This window comes from Oscillatoria sp. FACHB-1406 (assembly GCF_014698145.1).
In the GTDB taxonomy this organism is placed as follows: Bacteria; Cyanobacteriota; Cyanobacteriia; order Cyanobacteriales; family Spirulinaceae; genus FACHB-1406.
Map to the genome: position 1 here is coordinate 61,595 of NZ_JACJSM010000027.1, position 19,407 is coordinate 81,001.

Sequence of the window (19,407 nt, forward strand, 5' to 3'; positions counted from 1 at the left end):
AGTTACGATCGGTTGCCGGAAAATCCCTGCATTTGCACTAACTCAACGCAGAGTTCGCTGGCTGCTTCGCGATCGACAATCGGCGGTAATGTTGAGTTTTTGCAAGCAACATCGAGTTGCTGGTAAAGTTGATTCGCGATCGCCATAATCTCATCGTAGCTATATTTACCCTGCTTCATGGCGAGCAACTCTTCTGCATCTCCCGCTTCGCGGCGATCGACGATTACTTGTTGCGTTTCTAAGACTTCAATCCCAGTTTTTAATAAACGAATTGCTTGCATCGCGAACTTACAATCGTAGCCGACTTTTGCCTCCATTGCTGCCCGCGCCGGATTGCGATTTTTCTTCCATTGCTGATAGTTTTTGTATTCCTGCACGGCTTTATGATAGCGCTGGCTGAGTTGCAGCAGTTTAATGAAATCTTTGGAAGTGTGGGCGAGTTTTTGGGTATAAGCGAGGGTTTCTTCCGGCAAATCGTATTGCTTTAATACGCCCTTATAATCAATTTCGGCGGTTAGTAAGCGATAGAGTTCGCCCGCCGGTTCTAGGAATTGGATGCGATCGCGTACTAACAGGTAAAGATACTGCAAAAAACTATTCATATCGCTGATACTCAGCGGCGGCGTATCCTGCAAGCCAAACTCGGCAGGTGTCGGTTTCTGCGTCGGCGGATCGAGCAACCAGCGGCGATGAGACTCTAATTTTTTGATTTGCGCGTAACCGTAGCCCGTGTAGGTGCTTTTAACCCGTTTAGAAAGAAACATTCGACGATTGGCTAACAAAACTTTGCCAACTTCCGTTAAATGCGCGTAATCTTTAAACCAAAGCAATTCTAAAATATTGGGATTATTATCAACCGAAAGTTTGAGAAATTTTCTGAGTTCGTAGATAGCGGTATCTTGCCCCAAAAACTCAAAATTTCCTGCCTCTTCCGTCCACCCAGAATCTTTCTGCTCGATATCTTTAAAACCCAAATAATAGGGCTGAGTCGCAATAAAAACGCCTCGGTAATCGTAATCCGAAGTTTCCGTCGCGAGGCCGTAACCTCGCGAACCCGTCAAGGCAAGTAAAATCGTTCGATTTTCAACTTCTAAACGGTTCATCAGAAGGATAGATTGCAAATCAGAGTGGTGGATTTTTTGCAGAGATTGAATTCTATAATAGCAGATTTCGGTGAGGTTGAAACGCCTCACCGAGAGCCACGCTCAAATCAATTAATGAGGGAGCGCATCTATCCGCGATCGCTCGCGAATACCGCTCCAATGGCGATCGGAAGATTGATAAATTTTTAAATCATCCAATCCAGCTTTTGTTAAAAGTTGCTCGATTTCTTCAAGAGTAAATGCGGCATGAAGTGAATCGCGAAAAAGTTGCTTTTGCTGAATGTTGTAGGTATCGCCTATTGAATCTACAATTTGGGCAATATCTTCGACATTAGCAGGGCGCAACAAATCGCGCAACAAAACTGCACCTCCCGGCTTAAGAACGCGCTTAATTTCCTGAAAAAAGGGAAGCGGATCGGGGAGATGATGAACGAGGCTGTTTGATAGAACAATATCGAAGCTAGCGTCTTCGTAGGGAAGTCGTTTAGCATCGCCGATCTCCAGAGTAATACGTCCTCCTAAACCGGCAGCCAATACATTTTTCCAAGCCAATTTAAGCATCGATCGCGCTAAGTCAATGCCTGTAATTTGCCACTGAGAGCGCTCTTGACAAATGAGTATGGGGATGCGTGCTGTCCCCGTTCCCGCATCGAGAACTTCAGCCGGTGCGGTAGAAAGCGCGATCGCGCAACGCGCAAAATCCATATTCACTGCCCCAAAATCCATAGAATCGTATTCTGCTGCTTCTTGGGGCGTATCCATAACTTCCGCTTCGAGAATGCGTTGCATCGTAAAAATCAGCAGATGAATAGGTTCGGTTTAATTGTATCTAACGGCATCTCAAGTCCGATAAAATCGCTGCGAATAGTACCCACTTTCAAGGATAAAAATTCAATCGAGGATTCTTAAAGATCTATAAAGTTTTTGACTCTATTCAATGGGAAACCGCACCGCCTCCGGCTTTCACTTTCTTAAAAAACAGAACGGCAATCCCACTCAGCAAGAGTGTCAGGCCGACAAAATAGAAACAATCATTAAAAGCCATCACATAGGCTTCCCGCCGCACAATATTATCGAGAGAGGCGATCGCTTGTTGAGTTGCCGCTTCCAAATCTGCCCCGCGACTGACAAAATACTGCGTTAACTGTTCGATGCGATCGCGCGATTGCGGATCGTACAGTGAAATTGCCTCGCCCAACCGCTGCGAGTGAAACTGTTCTCGCCGCGTCAGCAACGTCGCCAGTGCGGCAATCCCCAAAGATCCTCCCATATTCCGCATCATATTAAACAACCCACTCGCCGAACCCGCCTGTTCCGCCTCAATTCCCGCCGTTGCAATTGAAGACAGAGGAACCATAATCAACGGTTGCCCCATCGCGCGTACCAACTGCGACCATCGTAACTGGTCGATTCCCGTTTCGTTCGTCATCCCCGCGTTCATAAAGCAACTCACCCCAAAGATGGCAACCCCCATCCCAATCATCAAGCGACTATCCAAACGTTGCATCAACTTCGGGACAAACGGCACGATAAACAACTGCGGCACTCCCGCCCACATAATCACTTCGCCGATTTGCATAGCGTTGTAGCGCTGAATCTGTGCTAAATAAAGCGGCAAAATATACACCGAACCATACAACCCCACACCCAACGCCACATTGACAATCGTCGCCAAGCCGAAATTGCGCCGTCGTAGCAGCCGCAAGTTAATAAACGGACGTTTTCGCGTTAACTCAATCCAAAAAAATAAGCTCAAAAAAATCGCTGCAATAATACTAAGGCGGAGGATAAACGGCGAACCAAACCAATCTTTGCGACTGCCTTCTTCTAACACTACTTGCAACGATCCCAAACCAACCGCCATCGTAACAATTCCGCCCCAGTCGCCCTCAGAAAGCAGGTGCAATTGTAGCGGTTGCGGTTCGATCGCGTACCACACTGCTGCTAACAATAAGCTACCCGGAACGAGATTCAAATAAAAAACGTACTCCCAACCGTAATTTTCGGTCAACCAGCCGCCCAGAGTCGGCCCGATGGAGGGTGCAAAAGTCGCAGTAATCGCAAACATTGCTAACCCAATCGGTTGCTTTTTAGGCGGAATCTTGGTCAGAATCAAGGTGAACGCCATCGGAATCAAAACGCCGCCGCTAAAGCCCTGCAAGGCTCGAAAAACAATCATTGAGGGCAAGTTCCACGCCCAGGCGCAGCAGACGGAAAAGAAGGTAAATAGCGCCGCATTAACGAGCAAGTACCATCGCGTTGAAAAGACGCGCGCCAACCATCCAGTTAAGGGGATGACGACAATTTCTGCAACTAAATAAGCCGTGGAAATCCAAGAACCTTCTTCTAAAGTTGCTCCTAACGCGGCTTGAATATCTTTAAGCGAGGCGTTGGTAATTTGTATGTCCAACACGGCCATAAATGCACCGAGAATTGCGCCTAATACGCCAATCCACGTTTTGAAAGAAACGCGATCGCTCGCTGCGGGTGCTGCTGGGGACTGGCTCATATCGATAGCTCTCCTGGGTTAAATTTGCTAACGTAGGGATTATGCCAGAAGTTGAGGGAACTTCATGATGTGACGCTTTTTTAAGTTGCGCGGGCATAAAGACGGATTCCTTCGAGTACGCGATCTCATCGACTATCTCCTATCTCTCACCATGTACTACCTACTATACGCCTTACTCTTTTGGGTTTTTCTCTTCAGTTTTAAGTTTATTTCAATGTTCGTCGTTCTGCGTAACTTGAAATGGAAAAACGCCCTCCATCAATTGAAGCCAGCAGAAGCAGTACCGCCGCATCTGCAAGAACTTTTTCAAGTTCCGATTCAAGCATTAGAAACTTTTGGATTCAAGCAATGTGGTTACTTACAAATTGAGTCAATGGTGGTTTTGCCACCGAACGAGAGTTGGGCAGTTTTACTGTACAATAAGGCGGAAAAAACTTACGCGATCGCGGGGATTAATCGACCGATCGAACCCGTCCGTCTCTTTTTTATTCAGTTTTACACCTTTTTTCGCGATCGCAGCTTACTCCTCACTGTCAATGGCACAGCGCATGGCTATCTATGTCCGCTTCCCAATACGGAACTCCAAGACGCTTGGACGGTGCAAGAATCCGTCCAATGGGATCTCCATCGCGATCGCTTGCAGCAATTAAGCAAAGAAAAACTATCTTGTCTTATCTCGCCCGAAAAATTTGTTGACACCGTTCAAAGCAACCAAAATCTTTATTTCGAGAAATTACAAAAAGAAAAGATATTAGTTCCCATTGCCGGAACGCCGAACTTCTATATTCCTTTTCTACCTGCCCTGAAACTTAGCTATCAGTTCGATCGAGGCAATAACAAAGTTAGCTCTATCTTAAAACAACGCCATCAACAAGCTAAGACCGAGCCAAAAATTACGGTTGAAATCCCCGTTGAATTGGAAGTTGAAGAATATCTTCGTACCGAAGCTTCCCAACAAAACTTAGTTAGTCAAAAATTTCGCACGCTTTTATTGCTGGTCAGTCTAGGACTCTTTATCGTCTTTTCTACCCGAATCTTTTCTACCTATAGTCTCCTCATTTTTATTGCCGTTTTAAGCTTGCATGAAGGAGGACACTTACTAGCGATGATGCTATTCGGCTATCGCAATCCTGCTGTTCTTTTCATTCCGTTTCTCGGTGCTGTCGCTACCGCCCGTCAGAAAGAGGATGCCACTTTAGCTCAAAAAGTCTGGGTTTTGCTGGCGGGGCCGTTACCGGGTTTAATTTTAGGCTTAGGTTTAGCGATGTTCGCAGCAAATTCTTTCTCGCGTCCGGATTGGCTGAACGAGACAATTTGGATGTTAATCGGGTTGAATCTGTTTAATTTATTGCCGATTTATCCGCTCGATGGCGGGCAAATTGCTGATTTACTTCTGTTTTCTCGCATTCCCCTGCTTGGAGTCTTTTTTAAAAGCATTGGCGTGCTGCTTCTCGCTTTCCTCGGTCTGACAGGAGAGCCGTTAATGTTAATGTTTGCGCTGCTGATTGCTCTCAGCATTCCAGATAGTTTCCGAAGCGCTAAAATGATAGCAAAATTACATCGAGACATTGAAATTCAGCCCAATCAAAATCGCGAGACACTGCTAATTTCTATTTTCCGACAGTTAAAACAGTTGGGTTACAGTAAGCTACCTTTTGCTAAGCGATATGGCATTGCCAAAGCGTTAATTCTCAATCAACACCATTTTCGCCGCCAGCGAGGGATGCGGTTGGGGTTAATCATTTTGTATGTTGCCAGCTTGTTCGGCGGACTTGCGGGGGCTTTGGAGGCGGCAATGCCCGGTTTTTATCAAACGGCTTCTGAAAGTGCTAAAACTCCGCAACAGCGTCGCGTTCGCTTCGACCAAGCCCAACGACAACAAATTGAGAAAGACACCGCAGTGTTACAAACCAATCCGAAAGATATTAAAGCTTACGAACGACGGGCGCAAGCGAAGATGCGCCTGCACGATAAGGTTGGCGCGCTGGCGGATTACGATCGCATTGTCGCCCTCTCGCCACAAGATGTCGGGGCTTGGTTGATGCGGGCGCGCCTCCACGAAGACAACCGGCAGACACAAAAAGCTTTCGAGGATTATACCCAAGCGCTGCGCCTCAAACCCAAGGAGGCGAACATCTATCATCGTCGTGCCGCAGTACGAACTCGCCTGGGCGATCGCCGGGGGGCATTGTCGGACTATAATGCTGCGATCGCGCTGGATGCTCGCGACTCGTATAGTTATCTAATGCGGAGTTATGGCCGTCAGGAGTTTGGAGATATTAAGGGGGCAATTTCCGATTGCAATCTAGCAATTAAATTCGATGCCAAAAATTCCGACGCTTACACTCTCCGCAGCGAACTACACCGTCAACTCGGAAACGAAGCGCAAGCGATGGCGGACGAACGGAAAGCGAATGAGTTGAGCGAATTAATGGACAATTGATAATTTTTAATTCTTAGAACCAACAACCAATAACCGATAAGGTGAGCATTGACGATATTGTAAAACTCATTGATGCAATTACAAAGTTGATCGAGGTCATCATCTGGCCGGGAATTCTGATCTTTGTGATGGTGCGTTTTGGCTCCGATTTGCGCGATTTCTTCGTAAATTTGAGCGAAGCTTCTTTAAAAGGGGCGGGGTTTGAACTTTTTGTGAAACGAAAACAAGCCGAAGCAGCGGCAGCTTTAGCAGCCGCAGCAGTTTCTAACGATGAAACCCAAGTTTCTGAAACAGCGGTTAAGGAGGCAAAGGTTGTTGCGAATCTAACCGCCAATACCGTTACGCCTCAACTGCTGAAACGTGCAGAAATGTCAAGTATTTTGTGGGTCAACGATCGCCCGCAGTGCAATATTAACGAACGGCGATCGCTAGAAGCGTTAGGAATTTATCTCGTTTTAGCAACTTCCACCGAAGAAGCCTTAGAACGAGTGCAAAAGCAACATTTTGATGTGATTATTTCCGATATGAGGCGACCGGGAGATGCCGAAGCGGGATATACATTGCTCGATAAGTTGCGCGCGATCGCTAATCATACACCCTACATTATTTATGCAGGAGCGCGATCGCCGGAGCAATTGGAAGAAGCACGGAAACGAGGCGCGATCGCGGCAACAAGTCGCCCCAACGAACTGTTTAAAATTGTGCTATCGGCTTTAGAACGGAAAGAAAACGGTTAATAATGAATAATGAATGATGAATAATTAATAATGAAGAATAAGGGATTAATGATGAGTAATGAATAATGGGGATTAACGGTTAATAATGAATAATGAATGATGAGTAATGAAGGATTAGGGATGACAGGTAATGTAGTCTATGAGAAAGCGTATAAACTTGCAATTCGCATTGTTAATGCCTATCGATATTTGTGCGACGAGCGAAAAGAATTCGTCTTATCAAAACAACTTTTGCGCAGTGGAACAAGTATTGGGGCAAACATTGCTGAAGCACAAGGTGCGATTTCTAAAGCAGACTTTAGAGCTAAAATGTCAATTGCTTATAAAGAATCTTTAGAAGTACAATATTGGCTTTCTCTCCTCAAAGACACAGGCTACCTCAAACCTAAAGCTTTTGAAAGCTTGCAAGCGGATGCTGCTGAAGTCAGTAGAATACTTTGCAAAATCGTTAAAAGTTCTACTCAAACTTCCAGCAATTCAAAAATACTCTCCCCTAACTAAGTAGGCTGTTTTAATTAAATAAAATGCGGGGAGGGCGGGTTTTGATTTCTAGATCGCTCTCATAACAACAGTTTAAGCTAAACCCGCCCCTACGAATCCGATCGCAATTTTTTTACACCCTCCTACTTACTCATCATTCATTACTCATCCCTCACTATCCATTATTCATCATTTATTCCCTCATTATTCATTATTCATTATTCATTAACATGATGTTCGACACTGACGGTCGCAGACATTCCCGGTACAACCTGCGCTTCATAGCCTTTAATACTTTCGGCATCAAAGACAATTTTAACCGGGACGCGCTGGACGACTTTAGTAAAGTTTCCAGTTGCATTGTCGGGCGGTAAGAGTGCAAATTCGGCACCAGAAGCAGGCGATAAACTTTCAACGCGACCGCTGAAAGGATGGTGAGATAAGGCATCAAGTTTAATTTCAACTTCTTGCCCGGGTTTAACATTTTCGAGTTGGGTTTCTTTGAAGTTAGCAACCACCCAATACTCATTACCCACGATCGCCATTAACGGCGTTCCCGGTTGAATGCGCTTGCCAACTTCAACGGCTTTGCGCCCGATGCGTCCGTCGGCGGGGGCGGTAATTTTGGTGTAGGAAAGTTGCAGTTGTGCGTCTTTGAGGCTGGCTTCGGCTTGCGCGATCGCGGCGCGGGCTGCCTCGTACTGGGCGCTATTCACTGCGGTTTGTTGCGCTTTTGCGCGCGCTTGTTGCAATCCGCTTTGCGTAGAGGCGAGTTTGGCTTGCGCGCCGGTTACGCCCTCTCGCGCTTGGGTAACTTTCGCTTCCGCCCTACTCACGCCTTCTCGCGCTTGAGCAATTCTGGCTTCGGCTTGTTGCACTTGCTGTTCGGCGGTTCTTTTTTGAGCGAGGGCGACTTCGTAGCTGACTTTGGCGCTGTCGAGTTGTTGGCGCGGGATTACGCCTTGTTGGTACAAGCTATTGTAACGGTTGTAGTCGGTTTGGGCTTTTTCTAAAGTCGCTTGGGCTTGTTGGACGGCGGCACGGGCGGCGGTAGCCCCAGCTTGGGCTTCGGTGACGGCGGCTTGTGCGGCGGGGATTCCGGATTCGGCTTCGGTGACGGTGGCGCGGGCGGTAGCGATGGCTGCGATCGCGCCGCTAATATCTCCTTGTGCCTGCGTTTGCGTGGCTTGGGCGTTGGCTTCAGCTTGCGCGATGTTTGCTTTAGCGGCTTGCGCTTGCAGTTGCGCGCTTTGTAGGGCGGCTTGCGCTTGCGTCACTTTTACTTTTGCGTCTTGAGAATCGAGTTCGACGAGAACATCTCCTCGATGCACTTGTTGGTTATCGTTAACGTCAATTCGTTCGACGGTTCCAGCAATGCGACTGCTGATATCGTAAATTTGTCCGGCGACAGTGGCGTTTTCGGTTTCTTCGTGAGTCGAAGCGTACTGCCACCAACGGTAGCCGAAGGTTCCGGCAGCGATCGCGCCCACCCCTAAAACGGCTAATATTATTGCTTTTTTGGGGCTGCGTCGAGTCGGTACGGCGGGCAATTCATCGATTGCGGGTTCGCTCGAAGTGACTTGCGGTTCGAGATCGAGGTTTTCGACTTTAGAGGCTGTTTTGGGGTTATCTAGAGTTTGCATGGCGGTAGAGCTATTGAGAGAACTTTTACTTAGAATGCGTAATATTTAATTAGGGTTAAATAGAAGACTTTTAATTAGGATCCTTAAGATTTGGGTCGGATAAAACTTGAGGTTGAGAAGCGCGGGATTGTTAGGAGAGGTTGGCGATCGCGCGATCGATGGCATCTGAGAGGATTTCGCGATCGCGCCCCGAAACTCCAGCAAAGGCTTCTTCGCGTAACGTTACAGCCAGCGGTGGTAGTTGGGTTTCTAGTTCGCGTCCTTCTTCAGTCAGCCAAATGCGCCAAATTCGGCGATCGCGTCGATCTCGTTCTCGTCGGATTAAGTTGCGTTGTTCCATGCGATCGAGAACGCCTGTCAGCGTTCCTCCCACTTGTTGGAGTTTCTCCCCCAAGCTCGAAGTCGGCAGACCGTCTTCTTGCCACAAACAAGACAGCACAACCCAATGAAAGGGCGTTAACCCAAACGGTTCGAGTCGATCTTGAAACTTGCGCGCCAAAAGCTGAGAGAGAAGTTTAATCCGATAGCCCAAGCCGTGAGGGGCAAGCACATCTTGCCAGTCCTGAAGGGTCGGGGTAGCGGTACGCACGGCATTCATAACAAACTCCAAAGTTGGATTTATTTACTTCGCACTCTAACTATTAGGGTACTAAATTAAAACGGGGATGTCAAGACTCAACTTGCTTGATTTGCTTTTTTTCAATAACAACTCGTGAATTTTGCATTTTGAATTCCGCGCAAGGGTACAATGTTCCTGATTGTTTTTGCTGTGCTGTGTAAGCTTCATGATTTCGAGTAACGACTTTAGGCCGGGTGTAACGATTGAGTTAGATGGATCGGTGTGGCGAGTGGTGGAATTTCTCCACGTCAAACCGGGAAAAGGCTCTGCCTTCGTGCGCACCAAACTCAAAAACGTTCAAACAGGGGGCGTAGTCGAGCGCACGTTCCGAGCGGGAGAAACAGTACCGCAAGCGACGTTGGAAAAGCGGACGATGCAGCACACCTATAAAGATGTCGATGAATTCGTGTTCATGGACATGGATAGCTACGAAGAATCTCGCCTCAGTGAAAAACAAATCGGCGATCGCGTCAAATACCTAAAAGACGGCATGGAAGTCAATGTCGTATTTTGGGGAACGCAAGTCTTAGAAGTCGAATTGCCGAACTCGGTCGTCTTAGAAGTGACCCAAACCGATCCGGGAGTAAAAGGCGATACGGCAACCGGCGGTACGAAACCGGCAATTGTCGAAACCGGAGCGCAGGTCATGGTTCCGCTGTTTATATCCATCGGCGAGCGCATTAAAATCGATACGCGCAACGATAGTTACCTGGGACGGGAGTAACTCCGGTTACTCGGTTGAGAGCTTTGGCATCATCGAGTGCCGAACTCTTGGTTAAAAATTTAAAATCGAACGTGGAGATAGAGAATTCGTGTCTATCGATATCAATCAACTCCGGGAACTTTTAAGCGCGATCGCGCAAACCGACATTGCCGAACTGACCTTAAAAAGTGACGAATTTGAATTAACCGTGCGTCGGGGAGTCGCGGCAACGGTTCCGAGCATCGCGGCGAGCGAAACGCTGATGACGACCATAGCGGCAGCCCCCAGTGCCGCTCCCGTCGCGTCCGTCCTGCCCGCCGTCGTCCCCGCTCCCCAAGAATCATCGCCGCCGCCTGCGAACGAGTTTAAAGGGGCAGAAATTGTCTCGCCGATGGTAGGAACCTTTTATCGCGCTCCAGGCCCCGACGAAGCCCCCTTCATCGCGGTTGGCGAGCGCGTCCGCACCGGACAAACCGTTTGCATAATTGAAGCGATGAAACTGATGAATGAAATTGAATCAGAAGTTTCTGGACAAATCGTTGAAATCATGGTAGAAAACGGTCAACCTGTGGAGTACGGTCAAGTGCTAATGCGCGTTAAACCCGATTAAGTTTCCGCACAATTTGCGATCGCTCCCAAAGAATTGTTAGGATCTGGGGACTGCTTATTTAGAGCGTAATTTCAATGCAACTTGCCGACTCCTCCTCGCAAGAAGTGGTTCAATACATCGCTGAGTATTTTAGTATTCTGAGCGAACCGATGCGCTTGCGCCTGTTAAACTTACTGCGCGATCGCGAACAATGCGTCCAAGAATTAGTTGATGCCACGCAAACCAGTCAGGCGAACGTTTCTAAGCATCTCAAAGTCATGCTGCAAGCCGGTATCCTCAGCCGCCGCAGCGAAGGAACCTCTGCTTATTACAGCATTGAAGATCCGCTCATTTTTGAACTGTGCAACCTCGTTTGCAATCGCCTCGCTACGCGCATCGAACAGCAAGCGCGTCACTTCCGGGACTTTAATACGCGGGAAATGAATTATAAATAATGGATAATTGATAATGGACAATGGATAACGTCGGGAAGAATTGATAATTGATAATGGACAATGGATAATGTCTTGAATAATTGACAATGGACATCACCCAAACCCTTGCACCTCCAATTAGTGCTGATGTCCTAAAAAGAAGCTTCGCCTCAAGAGAGCAATTAATTTGTACGAACGTTATCAATTATCCATTATCCATTGTCAATTATTGAGTTTCTAAAGACCGAAATCGCGTTCAAATTTTTGGCGAGTTAGCGGTTGTTCTAGAACCAATCCTTCGCCGCCCAGCACATTTAAACGATTGCCTTCCACCTCAATCCAAACCTTTCCTTGAGGATTGAGAGAGGTTGCCGTATAGATAACCTGAGCCAAGCGCCCCGTCATCGACATCGTACCGCCCCCTTTCGTAAAATCTTCCGAAAGATTAACGTTCACCCCATCGGGCACCTGTTTCAACCCTAACAATCGCGTTCCTTTCGGAATGCTAGAGCTTTGCGCTGCCGTTTTCGGGCCAGCTAACAACGCTTGAAAAGCTCGATTGAGCGCAGCTTCCGATTCAGCCGCGTTTTTAGGCGCACTTCCTTCCACCGGACTAGGAACCGGCTTAACGGTTTGAGCGTTAGCATCGAGCCAAAACACCTTCGCACCTGCTTGCTGAGATGTTTTCGTCGCCTGCACGGGAGGTTTCGGGGGCGTTGGGCGTGCGACGGGCGAGGGAGACGCAGGAACGATAGAAGGCGAAGGCGAAGGCAAAACCGTTGTGGCAGTCGGAGACGGAGTAGGAGATACAGAATTGGTCGATTCGGTTGTCGTCGCGTCGCAACCGGCTAAGATGACGGCAAAGAGTCCGACGAGCAGGTGAAGCGATGGTTTTAAATTGGGTTTAATCATAGGTCACTGAAAATGCGAGCGATAGGACGAAATACAAAAGCGAACTTAAAGGTTTTAGCTACCAGCAATATTCAAAAACCATTCGGTTCGAGCCGGACAAAAGCGGCTGTTTTAATTTCATCCTCGTTTACCTCTAATTGTAAAAGTCGTATTGTGTAACCAGAGGTTTCCCAGCGGCGCAAATCTAATCCAGAATTAATACTACCAATGAAAGCTTGTAGGATAAAAGCGGGTAGGGGGTTGTCGTCGATGGCTGCGGTTGGCTCGACAAGGCGAAGTTTTGTGGCGCTGTCGATCGCGATTCCAGATTCGAGACTAATTTTTAGCGGTTTGGCTTCTAAAGTAAAGGGGCGCGCATTAGCAACGTTAATCCTTTGGAAAGCAATAAAGAACGATCGCAGATCTTCGAGCGGTTGTTGCAGTTCGTTGGTTAATTTATTAATCGTTTGCAAGCGTTGCGCGAGATTATCACCGCGTCGGGGAGTCGCAAGCGCTCCCTGCAAGGCAGTAAGCTGCGATCGCAATCCGGCTACATCTACCGCAGGCAGAGGGCGCGGAAAGATTTGCGACTCACTAGGCAAATCGAGTTTTTCGACTTCGCTAGCAAAGGCTTGCACGTCTTCGAGATTGAGTTGTTGGACGCGATCGACTCGGGCTTGCAATTGCGGAATATCGAGGGCAGAAAGGCGGGATTGCAACTGGGCTGCGTCTAACGCTTCGGTTCCTTGCAATTGCATTGCAACTCGTCGCAAGCCTTGCTGAAGCTTGCTGACTTCATCTTGCGGTTTTGCGGCTAAGACTCGATCTAAATCTTCTGCTGTCAAACCCGTCAAGCGTAAATTGGCTTCAAACCGCAGTCGATTTTTGCCTAACAGATCGATGCGAGTGCTAGCTAAACGATAGTTACCGCCACCCTTAGAGAAATTGCCCGCAACTCCGACAAGCGCTTTTTGGATGCGCGCTTGCACCATCGGCGATTGCAATGCAGTGTTTAAATCGTCTTCTGTTAACACCAAACGCACGCCCGCTTGTAAGGGCTGGCGCAAAGCTTTGAGGGGATTACTTCCACCGCCGCGCAATTGCGCTAAATCGACATTGAGGGGATCGGTTTCGAGTTCGAGGGCAGCAACGCGAATTTGGGGGGTTAATTGTACGCCTCGGGTGGCAACGCGGACGCGATCGATTTTTCCTGCAATGACTTGATAGCTCGGTGTATTATCGACGCGCACATCGACAACCTCCACCCCCTCCAGGTTGGCACGAATTTGATTTTCGGCTACCGTATCGACGATGAAACCGGGAGGGGTTAAACCGGCAAGAAGCCCGGACAGAAGTAAGGTTAAAATTTCCACAATAAACAGTTATGTAATTCGTAGTTCGTAATTCGTAATTCGTAGTTCGTAATTCGTAATTCGTAGTTCGTAATTCGTAATTCGTAGTTCGTAATTCGTAATTCGTAGTTCATCACTCATCACTCATCACTCATAATTCATAATTCATAATTCGGTACTAACCGTTAAGACTTGCGGGGGCGTAGCATCAGGAGGGTAGAGAAAATCAATGCTAACCTCGCGGCGATCGCGCGGCGACAAGCTCAAAGTGACTAAAGGTTTGCCTTGTTCGCCCCGTCGCTGCACTAAATGATAAAACTGCGTTTGAGTTGCACCGCGATCGTCAGTGTAGCGGACTTGCACCGTACCTCGGAAGAAGATTTTATCTTCGGGCGGATCGAGAAATTCGAGTTCGTCGTCCCTGTCGTCCTCTTTAAGCGGGGTAGAAAACGCGATCGCAACTCGACGCTGCTCGTCGCTATTGTTTGAGAGGGGTAAGGTTAAGTAATAATGAATCCCATAATTCCCGTGGGCGCGATAAGCCGTATCGGGATAGCGTACTAACATGGGCGCGCTCTGGATTTGTCCGGTACCTAGCGTCCCTCCATCAAGGGTGCTTAAGGGATAGGAAAAGGCTTCGCCGGGACGGGGAATATTGAGAGAACGCGCGATCGGGTCGTCCGCTACTACGGTTTGCCACTGAGAACCAAGGGCTACCCCTGCCACTCGTCCGTAAACCGTCTCTTCTGTTTTAGTATCCAGCGGCGTGGGTGCAAGATCGCGCGGGTAGGCTAGGCTTCCGCGCACCACTAACTGCGCCCACTCTTCCAAACGGGGCGAACGAGTGGCAACGGGGCGGGCAGGAATTGGAGTCATCTCTAAAACCTTAAGCAGATCTTGTGGATCGACTCCGCTTTGTAGTTTAGGAGGGTTTGCTAAAGGCGCGGGCATCGCCAAACTTGCTAGATGCACCGGCCCGTCGCTTCTCAAACGGATTAAAGTCGAACGAGCATTACCCAGACGAATGGGCAAACTAAATAACATCTGCACCGACTTGGGCGGAATTAGGATTCGTTCTGGGAAGATCGATTGATTCAATCCTCGCAAAATATCGTTAGTTAAACGCGAGCCGGGACCGGAAAAGATCGTTCCCCTGGGATTTTCAACAGTGGGGGGCAGGTCGATGAAGGGCGCGTCGGGGTTAGTCACGTAACTGAGACCCTGAATCACAGAAACCGTAACCGGGCGATTGCTGGGGTTGTATACCAGCAAACCTTGATAGATCGGCCGCCAATCTGAGGAATTTTTACCGCGCGCGATGTGGTGGGTGAAAATATCGAAGCGTCCTTGCAGTGGGTAGTTGAGGTGAGCGCGCGCATCGCTCATCCCTCTGGGGGGAAGAGTAGAGAGCAATATCCCCGTATCGTAAATGACTTCCGGGCTATTACTGTTGAAGACGGGGACGCGATCGAGTTGTCCGGGTAAAGGACGAATTTCTTGCGCTTGGACGAGCCTTCGTTGGGCAAGTAACGCAGCTTCTTGGGGGGATAGCGGCGGTACTAATAAATCTTGGTTGACCTCCTGGACGGCGATGGGGTAGGAGGAGGGAGCGGGGGCGATTTCAGGGAGTGCGAACGGGGGCAAAAACGATAACATTCAGGCTAAAGATGAAACGCCAGAACGAATTTTTTAATTCCAGTCTGGACTAAGCTAGCACGATCTGTTGCGATTGACGAGCAAAAGTTTCAAATTGCTGACCTCGCTGGCTCTAATGCTGGCTTATCAAGATTATCTTTCATGATGTTTTAGTTGCTGGCGGTTGCTGTCAGCGAGAGATTGTAGGCATTAGCAACGGGCGATTGAGAGACGAGAATGCAGGTATAAATGCCATTTTCTGAAGCTCGCCCCGACCAACTTCGCAGTTTGGAGTTTTCTAAGAGGCGATCGCCATTGGGGTGATAGACTGCGAAGCTCACCGACAAATCGGCATCCAGTATAGCGCTGACGGTTTGACCGGCTTCTAATTGCAGGAAGAAAACTTTAACCTCGCCCGGTTGCAGCGTTCCGCTCGGAGACTCCGCTTCGTTAGCAGCAAGCGTTATCGGGGCTGAAGACTGTTGCGATCGCAGGCTTCGTAGGAAATCGGCGATCGTCGCTCGTTCGATTTGCAAAAGCGCACTGCTTTGGGGGGTTTGACCTGCGATTTCTGGGAAGTGATAGGCTAACAGCATTTCTGCGACATCAAACAGCGCTTTCTCGCTCAACTTAAATGAGGCTGCCGCACGGACTATACTGTCTCGCTCCTCGGTATTGTAGCGCCCCAAGCGTTGGCGCGCCGATAGACTGAGAAACTCGAGGCGAGCGATCGCGTCTGTTCCGATAGTATCCCAGCGTTCGCGCCAAACGCTATCTTCCGGAGCTAGGGAAGGCGTTTTTCCGGTTTGCGATGGATAAGTATCCCAAAAAAACTCATTCGTCAGTTGGGTAAAAAACTCGTAATTCAGACCCGATCGCAAGCGGCGATCGCGCAGTGCCAGTTTTCGCTCCCGTTCTGCCTCCGGTAAACTCGCTTCTGGCTCGGGTTCGGGATCGTCTGCGGGTAAAAAGTTTAACGCCTTCGACTGAGAAACTCGCCCCTCTCCTTCGCTCGCCAGCAATTGAGCATTGCGATCGATCCACAATCGACTCGCCCACCAGCCCGCAGTCCCAGAACCCAAGCTATACGCACAGACGAGCGCGAGATTAACCAATACTCTCGATCTCTGGAATCGCACGACTTGACGAGAAGTTGTTACAGAACGCGAGCGAGATTTATGCGAACCGACCGTCGATACAACCTCGGAAGATGGCTCGCTTTTCGGCTTTTCAATGCTAAATAGAGCGGAAGCCAAACTTTCCTCGATACTCTTGTCTGTTTCGCTATCAGTTCGGGGAACCTCAGATTCCTCGGATAGCGAACTCGGTACGAGCGAAGGGGGCGGAACGTGGATTTCGGGCGCTACTGTTTCTTGTGTTAAGGCTATTGGTTCGGCTACTGTTGCTTGGGTTAAGGCTATTGGTTCGGCTACTGTTGCTTGGGTTAATGCTATCGGTTCGGCTTCGCTCTGCGGTTCCCAGAGTAAAGCACGTACTGCTTCCAAAGTCGTTCCCGCATCGGAGAAGCGATCGCTCGATTCTGGGGCAAGCATCCTTTGCAAAATCTCTTGGAAGTCCGCACTCGCCGGAATTTGCGACCAATCCCAACTGAAAGATTCGGGATTTCGCAATTGTTGCGGTTCTCGAGCCGAGAGTAAAGCGATCGCGATCGCGCCCAGCGCATACAGATCGCTCTGCGGTCCTGCAGTTCCTGCCCGAAGTCGTTCCGGCGCGTCGTATCCCGCCATTCCCCCATAAAACCGCTTTTTCTTATCCGAGGGGTTCAATATTGCTACCAGTTGTTTAAACGCCCCAAAATCAATAAAAACCGTCTGCTTATCGGCTTGCCGCTGCATGATATTTTCCAGCGCCAAATCGCCGTGAATCATACCCTTTTGGTGGAGGTAAACCAAAATGGGTAAAGATTGGCGCAAAAGCTCGATAACTTCTTCTTCCTTAAACCGCCGTCCGTGTTGCCAGCGTAACTGAAGGAATTCTTGGTAATTCAATCCCTCAACACATTCGTAAACGCAACACCAGCTTTTGCGATCGCGAAATGAGGTCGGAAAAAAGTGTTTCAGCTTGGAGAGTTGCGGGTGCTGGAGTCGAGATAGCTTTCGAGCGGCATTTTCAAACCGGACTGTTGCTTTAGCCGCCGCCTCGCCCCCCGGCAGAACGGGCGTAAAGAGCTTGAGAACGCCTCGCTCGCACTTTCCCTCTCGTTCGCGGACTAAATAAGTCTGACTCCAGCGCCCGCGTCCTAACTCGTAGAGTATGCAATAGCGATCGCCGATAATCTCTCCAGACTGAATCCCATTTACTTTAGACATTGAAAAATCTGGGTTTAAAAGCCCTGTCGTCCACAACCGATTTTTTTAATTGCCAATAGACATCTCTGAAAACTACATTGAAACCCTTGATACGCTGTACAAAAATCGGGGTTTTTGGAGATATCTAACGATACATTATCCATTATTCATTATCCATTATCCATTTCTGAGTTGCTTGGTTTCGGTGCTACCCGCTACACTCAAAATTGTTCGGTTAAATTCAGACCCAACTCAAAAAATAACTCGAGCCAGCCAAAGGAGTTTTATGTCGGAAGTATCAACCTCAAACCCAGCCATTCCTCAAATTTCTGTGGAAGAACTCGCGCAGCGCCGGATCGAGAGCGATCGCGCGTTACAATTGATAGATGTCAGGGAGCCACAGGAAATCGCGATCGCTTGCCTTCCCGGCTTTGAAGTGCTGCCGCTGAGCGAATTCGCTGAATGGTCTGGGGACATTCTTACCCGTTTCGATCCCCAAGTCGAAACCCTCGTTATCTGCCATCATGGGGTGCGCTCGGCGCAAATGTGCTATTGGTTACGGACGCAGGGTTTTAGCGATGTTAAAAACATCGTTGGAGGAATTGACGCTTATTCAGCCTGCATCGACTCGACCATTCCCCAATATTAAGCGCGAACTGCTAGATCGATCCATCGATCTACTGCCACCTATCAATAAATTTTAATTCACTGTTTTCTCTTTTTAATAATCATTTTTTCCAACAATGACATCAGAGTACGAGTTAAGCGAACGCCATCAAAATGTACTGAGGGCAACCGTTCGTCACTACGTCACCACCGCAGAACCCGTTGGCTCGAAAACTCTCACCGAAGAGTATGGATTTCGCGTCAGTTCGGCGACCATTCGCAACGTAATGGGCAATTTAGAAAAAGTCGGATTGCTCTATCAACCCCACGCTTCCGCAGGGCGAATTCCTTCCGATTCGGGCTATCGAATGTATGTCGATCGCTTAATTGCTCCTAACGAACAATCGCGCTTACAACTCCAAGAATCTTATACCCAAAATTTAGATTGGGGCAGCGGCAATTTTGAATTATTGTTACAACGCGCGGCTCAAATTTTAGCAACATTAAGTGGTTATATTGCCCTCATTACCCTCCCCCAAAACGCTTCCCAAGTCTTGCGCCACCTCCAAGCCGTTCAAATTGACGCGCGACAGGTAATGTTGATTGTGGTGACGGATTCCTATCAAACTCAGTCGATGGTGATGGAACTCTCCGAACTCGCCCCCGAACGCGAGGATAGCGACTCGATCGCGCAAGAGTTGCAAATTCTCTCTAATTTCCTCAATCATCACTTACGCGGGCGCTCCCTAGCAGCGATTTCGAGCTTGGATTGGAGCGAATTGGATCGCGAATTTCAGCGCTATGCAGGCGTATTTGGAGCCTTATTGCAAGAAGTAGCGCGCCGCAGCCAGCAGCCCGCTTCAACAACGATTGTCGTGCGCGGAATCTCGGAAGCTTTGCGACAGCCGGAATTTTCCCAAGTGGAACAGGTGCAAATGCTTTTGCAGTTATTGGAAAAAGAACAGGAACAATTGCTGCCCTCGCTCTTTACAATACAAAAGTTGGATGTTGCCGATTCCAAGCGCACGCGGGTACGGATTGGGGCAGAAAATGCGTTATTGCCGCTTAATACTTGCGCGGTGGTAGCGGCAAATTACTGTCAGAATGATGTTCCCGTTGGTAGTGTCGCCGCGATCGGGCCGACGCGAATGCTCTACGAAAACGCGATCGCGCTGGTGGAAGCGGCAGCCGATTATTTATCGGAAGTGTTGAGCGGTAAAAGTCGCGATCGTTGAAAAATATTGGGGGGATTATATAGCGTTTTTCACGTGAGTGAGGTACAGTAACAGCAATGTGTAAACCAGTTACGAAAATCCTGCTCAGTCACTTGAGCATAAGCTTGAGCTAGTGCTTC

17 protein-coding genes are annotated in these 19,407 nt (G+C 48.6%); 8 read left to right on the forward strand and 9 right to left on the reverse strand.

All coding sequences use genetic code 11. The features are described 5' to 3' along the window. Positions 1–2 precede the first annotated feature (2 nt). From H6G50_RS20785 to H6G50_RS20795, 3 genes are all read right to left on the reverse strand, one after another. Positions 3–1,103: a nucleotidyltransferase domain-containing protein gene (locus H6G50_RS20785; RefSeq protein WP_190720773.1), complete on the reverse strand. Its 1,101-nt coding sequence runs from the start codon at positions 1,101–1,103 to the stop codon at positions 3–5. Positions 1,104–1,214: 111 nt separating this feature from the next. Then, on the reverse strand, positions 1,215–1,892 hold the full coding sequence (locus H6G50_RS20790) for a class I SAM-dependent methyltransferase (RefSeq protein ID WP_190720776.1): 678 nt from the start codon (positions 1,890–1,892) through the stop codon (positions 1,215–1,217). A gap of 145 nt (positions 1,893–2,037) precedes the next feature. Next, positions 2,038–3,612 (reverse strand): MDR family MFS transporter, encoded by a 1,575-nt coding sequence (locus tag H6G50_RS20795; protein WP_190720779.1) that lies wholly within the window; start codon positions 3,610–3,612, stop codon positions 2,038–2,040. A gap of 151 nt (positions 3,613–3,763) precedes the next feature. On the opposite strand from H6G50_RS20795, the gene H6G50_RS20800 reads away from it, so the two are divergent. The 3 genes from H6G50_RS20800 to H6G50_RS20810 all read left to right on the forward strand — a co-directional run bounded on the left by H6G50_RS20800 (position 3,764) and on the right by H6G50_RS20810 (position 7,293). After that, positions 3,764–6,055 (forward strand): site-2 protease family protein, encoded by a 2,292-nt coding sequence (locus H6G50_RS20800; RefSeq protein ID WP_190720782.1) that lies wholly within the window; start codon positions 3,764–3,766, stop codon positions 6,053–6,055. 41 nt (positions 6,056–6,096) lie between these two features. After that, entirely contained in the window at positions 6,097–6,792 is a 696-nt protein-coding gene (locus H6G50_RS24590) for a response regulator (protein ID WP_190720785.1), read from the forward strand. A 96-nt stretch (positions 6,793–6,888) separates the two neighbouring features. After that, the gene (locus tag H6G50_RS20810; RefSeq protein ID WP_242032922.1) at positions 6,889–7,293 is read left to right on the forward strand and encodes a four helix bundle protein; all 405 of its coding nucleotides are present in this window, start codon (positions 6,889–6,891) and stop codon (positions 7,291–7,293) included. 197 nt (positions 7,294–7,490) lie between these two features. On the opposite strand, the gene H6G50_RS20815 is transcribed toward H6G50_RS20810, so the two are convergent. Together H6G50_RS20815 and H6G50_RS20820 are read right to left on the reverse strand one after the other, a co-directional pair. Further along, the gene (locus H6G50_RS20815; RefSeq protein WP_190720788.1) at positions 7,491–8,915 is read right to left on the reverse strand and encodes an HlyD family secretion protein; all 1,425 of its coding nucleotides are present in this window, start codon (positions 8,913–8,915) and stop codon (positions 7,491–7,493) included. A gap of 130 nt (positions 8,916–9,045) precedes the next feature. Further along, positions 9,046–9,513, reverse strand: a complete 468-nt coding sequence (locus tag H6G50_RS20820; protein WP_190720791.1) for a MarR family transcriptional regulator — start codon at positions 9,511–9,513, stop codon at positions 9,046–9,048. A 187-nt stretch (positions 9,514–9,700) separates the two neighbouring features. Between H6G50_RS20820 and efp the strand changes: the two genes are divergently transcribed. The 3 genes from efp (at position 9,701) to H6G50_RS20835 (ending at position 11,281) form a co-directional block, all read left to right on the forward strand. Further along, positions 9,701–10,258: an elongation factor P gene (gene efp / locus H6G50_RS20825; protein WP_190720793.1), complete on the forward strand. Its 558-nt coding sequence runs from the start codon at positions 9,701–9,703 to the stop codon at positions 10,256–10,258. Positions 10,259–10,346: 88 nt separating this feature from the next. Continuing rightward, positions 10,347–10,847: an acetyl-CoA carboxylase biotin carboxyl carrier protein gene (accB, locus tag H6G50_RS20830; protein ID WP_190720795.1), complete on the forward strand. Its 501-nt coding sequence runs from the start codon at positions 10,347–10,349 to the stop codon at positions 10,845–10,847. Positions 10,848–10,921: 74 nt separating this feature from the next. Then, the gene (locus tag H6G50_RS20835) at positions 10,922–11,281 is read left to right on the forward strand and encodes a metalloregulator ArsR/SmtB family transcription factor (protein ID WP_190720800.1); all 360 of its coding nucleotides are present in this window, start codon (positions 10,922–10,924) and stop codon (positions 11,279–11,281) included. A 216-nt stretch (positions 11,282–11,497) separates the two neighbouring features. Here the strand turns inward: H6G50_RS20835 and H6G50_RS20840 are convergent, their stop codons facing one another. From H6G50_RS20840 to H6G50_RS20855, 4 genes are all read right to left on the reverse strand, one after another. Next, positions 11,498–12,172 (reverse strand): GerMN domain-containing protein, encoded by a 675-nt coding sequence (locus tag H6G50_RS20840; RefSeq protein ID WP_190720803.1) that lies wholly within the window; start codon positions 12,170–12,172, stop codon positions 11,498–11,500. 71 nt (positions 12,173–12,243) lie between these two features. Beyond that, positions 12,244–13,524 (reverse strand): LmeA family phospholipid-binding protein, encoded by a 1,281-nt coding sequence (locus tag H6G50_RS20845; RefSeq protein WP_190720806.1) that lies wholly within the window; start codon positions 13,522–13,524, stop codon positions 12,244–12,246. 144 nt (positions 13,525–13,668) lie between these two features. Further along, positions 13,669–15,159, reverse strand: coding sequence for a DUF3370 domain-containing protein (locus H6G50_RS20850; protein ID WP_190720808.1), 1,491 nt, complete (start codon positions 15,157–15,159; stop codon positions 13,669–13,671). A 149-nt stretch (positions 15,160–15,308) separates the two neighbouring features. After that, positions 15,309–17,468, reverse strand: a complete 2,160-nt coding sequence (locus H6G50_RS20855; protein WP_190720811.1) for a serine/threonine-protein kinase — start codon at positions 17,466–17,468, stop codon at positions 15,309–15,311. A gap of 265 nt (positions 17,469–17,733) precedes the next feature. Here H6G50_RS20855 and H6G50_RS20860 point away from each other — a divergent pair, with 265 nt between their 5' ends. Both H6G50_RS20860 and hrcA read left to right on the forward strand, forming a co-directional pair. Then, positions 17,734–18,096 (forward strand): rhodanese-like domain-containing protein, encoded by a 363-nt coding sequence (locus H6G50_RS20860; RefSeq protein WP_190720814.1) that lies wholly within the window; start codon positions 17,734–17,736, stop codon positions 18,094–18,096. 94 nt (positions 18,097–18,190) lie between these two features. Next, complete coding sequence (gene hrcA, locus H6G50_RS20865; protein ID WP_190720817.1) at positions 18,191–19,288, forward strand: heat-inducible transcriptional repressor HrcA; 1,098 nt, start codon at positions 18,191–18,193, stop codon at positions 19,286–19,288. Positions 19,289–19,407: the final 119 nt, after the last annotated feature.

Bases quoted from the DNA above. Each gene is read 5' to 3' on its own strand.
- H6G50_RS20785 (WP_190720773.1), bottom strand. From the start codon at position 1,103: ATGAACCGTTTAGAAGTTGAAAATCGAACGATTTTACTTGCCTTGACG.
- H6G50_RS20790 (WP_190720776.1), bottom strand. From the start codon at position 1,892: ATGCAACGCATTCTCGAAGCGGAAGTTATGGATACGCCCCAAGAAGCA.
- H6G50_RS20795 (WP_190720779.1), bottom strand. From the start codon at position 3,612: ATGAGCCAGTCCCCAGCAGCACCCGCAGCGAGCGATCGCGTTTCTTTC.
- H6G50_RS20800 (WP_190720782.1), top strand. From the start codon at position 3,764: ATGTACTACCTACTATACGCCTTACTCTTTTGGGTTTTTCTCTTCAGT.
- H6G50_RS20810 (WP_242032922.1), top strand. From the start codon at position 6,889: ATGATGAGTAATGAAGGATTAGGGATGACAGGTAATGTAGTCTATGAG.
- H6G50_RS20815 (WP_190720788.1), bottom strand. From the start codon at position 8,915: ATGCAAACTCTAGATAACCCCAAAACAGCCTCTAAAGTCGAAAACCTC.
- H6G50_RS20820 (WP_190720791.1), bottom strand. From the start codon at position 9,513: ATGAATGCCGTGCGTACCGCTACCCCGACCCTTCAGGACTGGCAAGAT.
- efp (WP_190720793.1), top strand. From the start codon at position 9,701: ATGATTTCGAGTAACGACTTTAGGCCGGGTGTAACGATTGAGTTAGAT.
- H6G50_RS20835 (WP_190720800.1), top strand. From the start codon at position 10,922: ATGCAACTTGCCGACTCCTCCTCGCAAGAAGTGGTTCAATACATCGCT.
- H6G50_RS20840 (WP_190720803.1), bottom strand. From the start codon at position 12,172: ATGATTAAACCCAATTTAAAACCATCGCTTCACCTGCTCGTCGGACTC.
- H6G50_RS20850 (WP_190720808.1), bottom strand. From the start codon at position 15,159: ATGTTATCGTTTTTGCCCCCGTTCGCACTCCCTGAAATCGCCCCCGCT.
- H6G50_RS20855 (WP_190720811.1), bottom strand. From the start codon at position 17,468: ATGTCTAAAGTAAATGGGATTCAGTCTGGAGAGATTATCGGCGATCGC.
- H6G50_RS20860 (WP_190720814.1), top strand. From the start codon at position 17,734: ATGTCGGAAGTATCAACCTCAAACCCAGCCATTCCTCAAATTTCTGTG.
- hrcA (WP_190720817.1), top strand. From the start codon at position 18,191: ATGACATCAGAGTACGAGTTAAGCGAACGCCATCAAAATGTACTGAGG.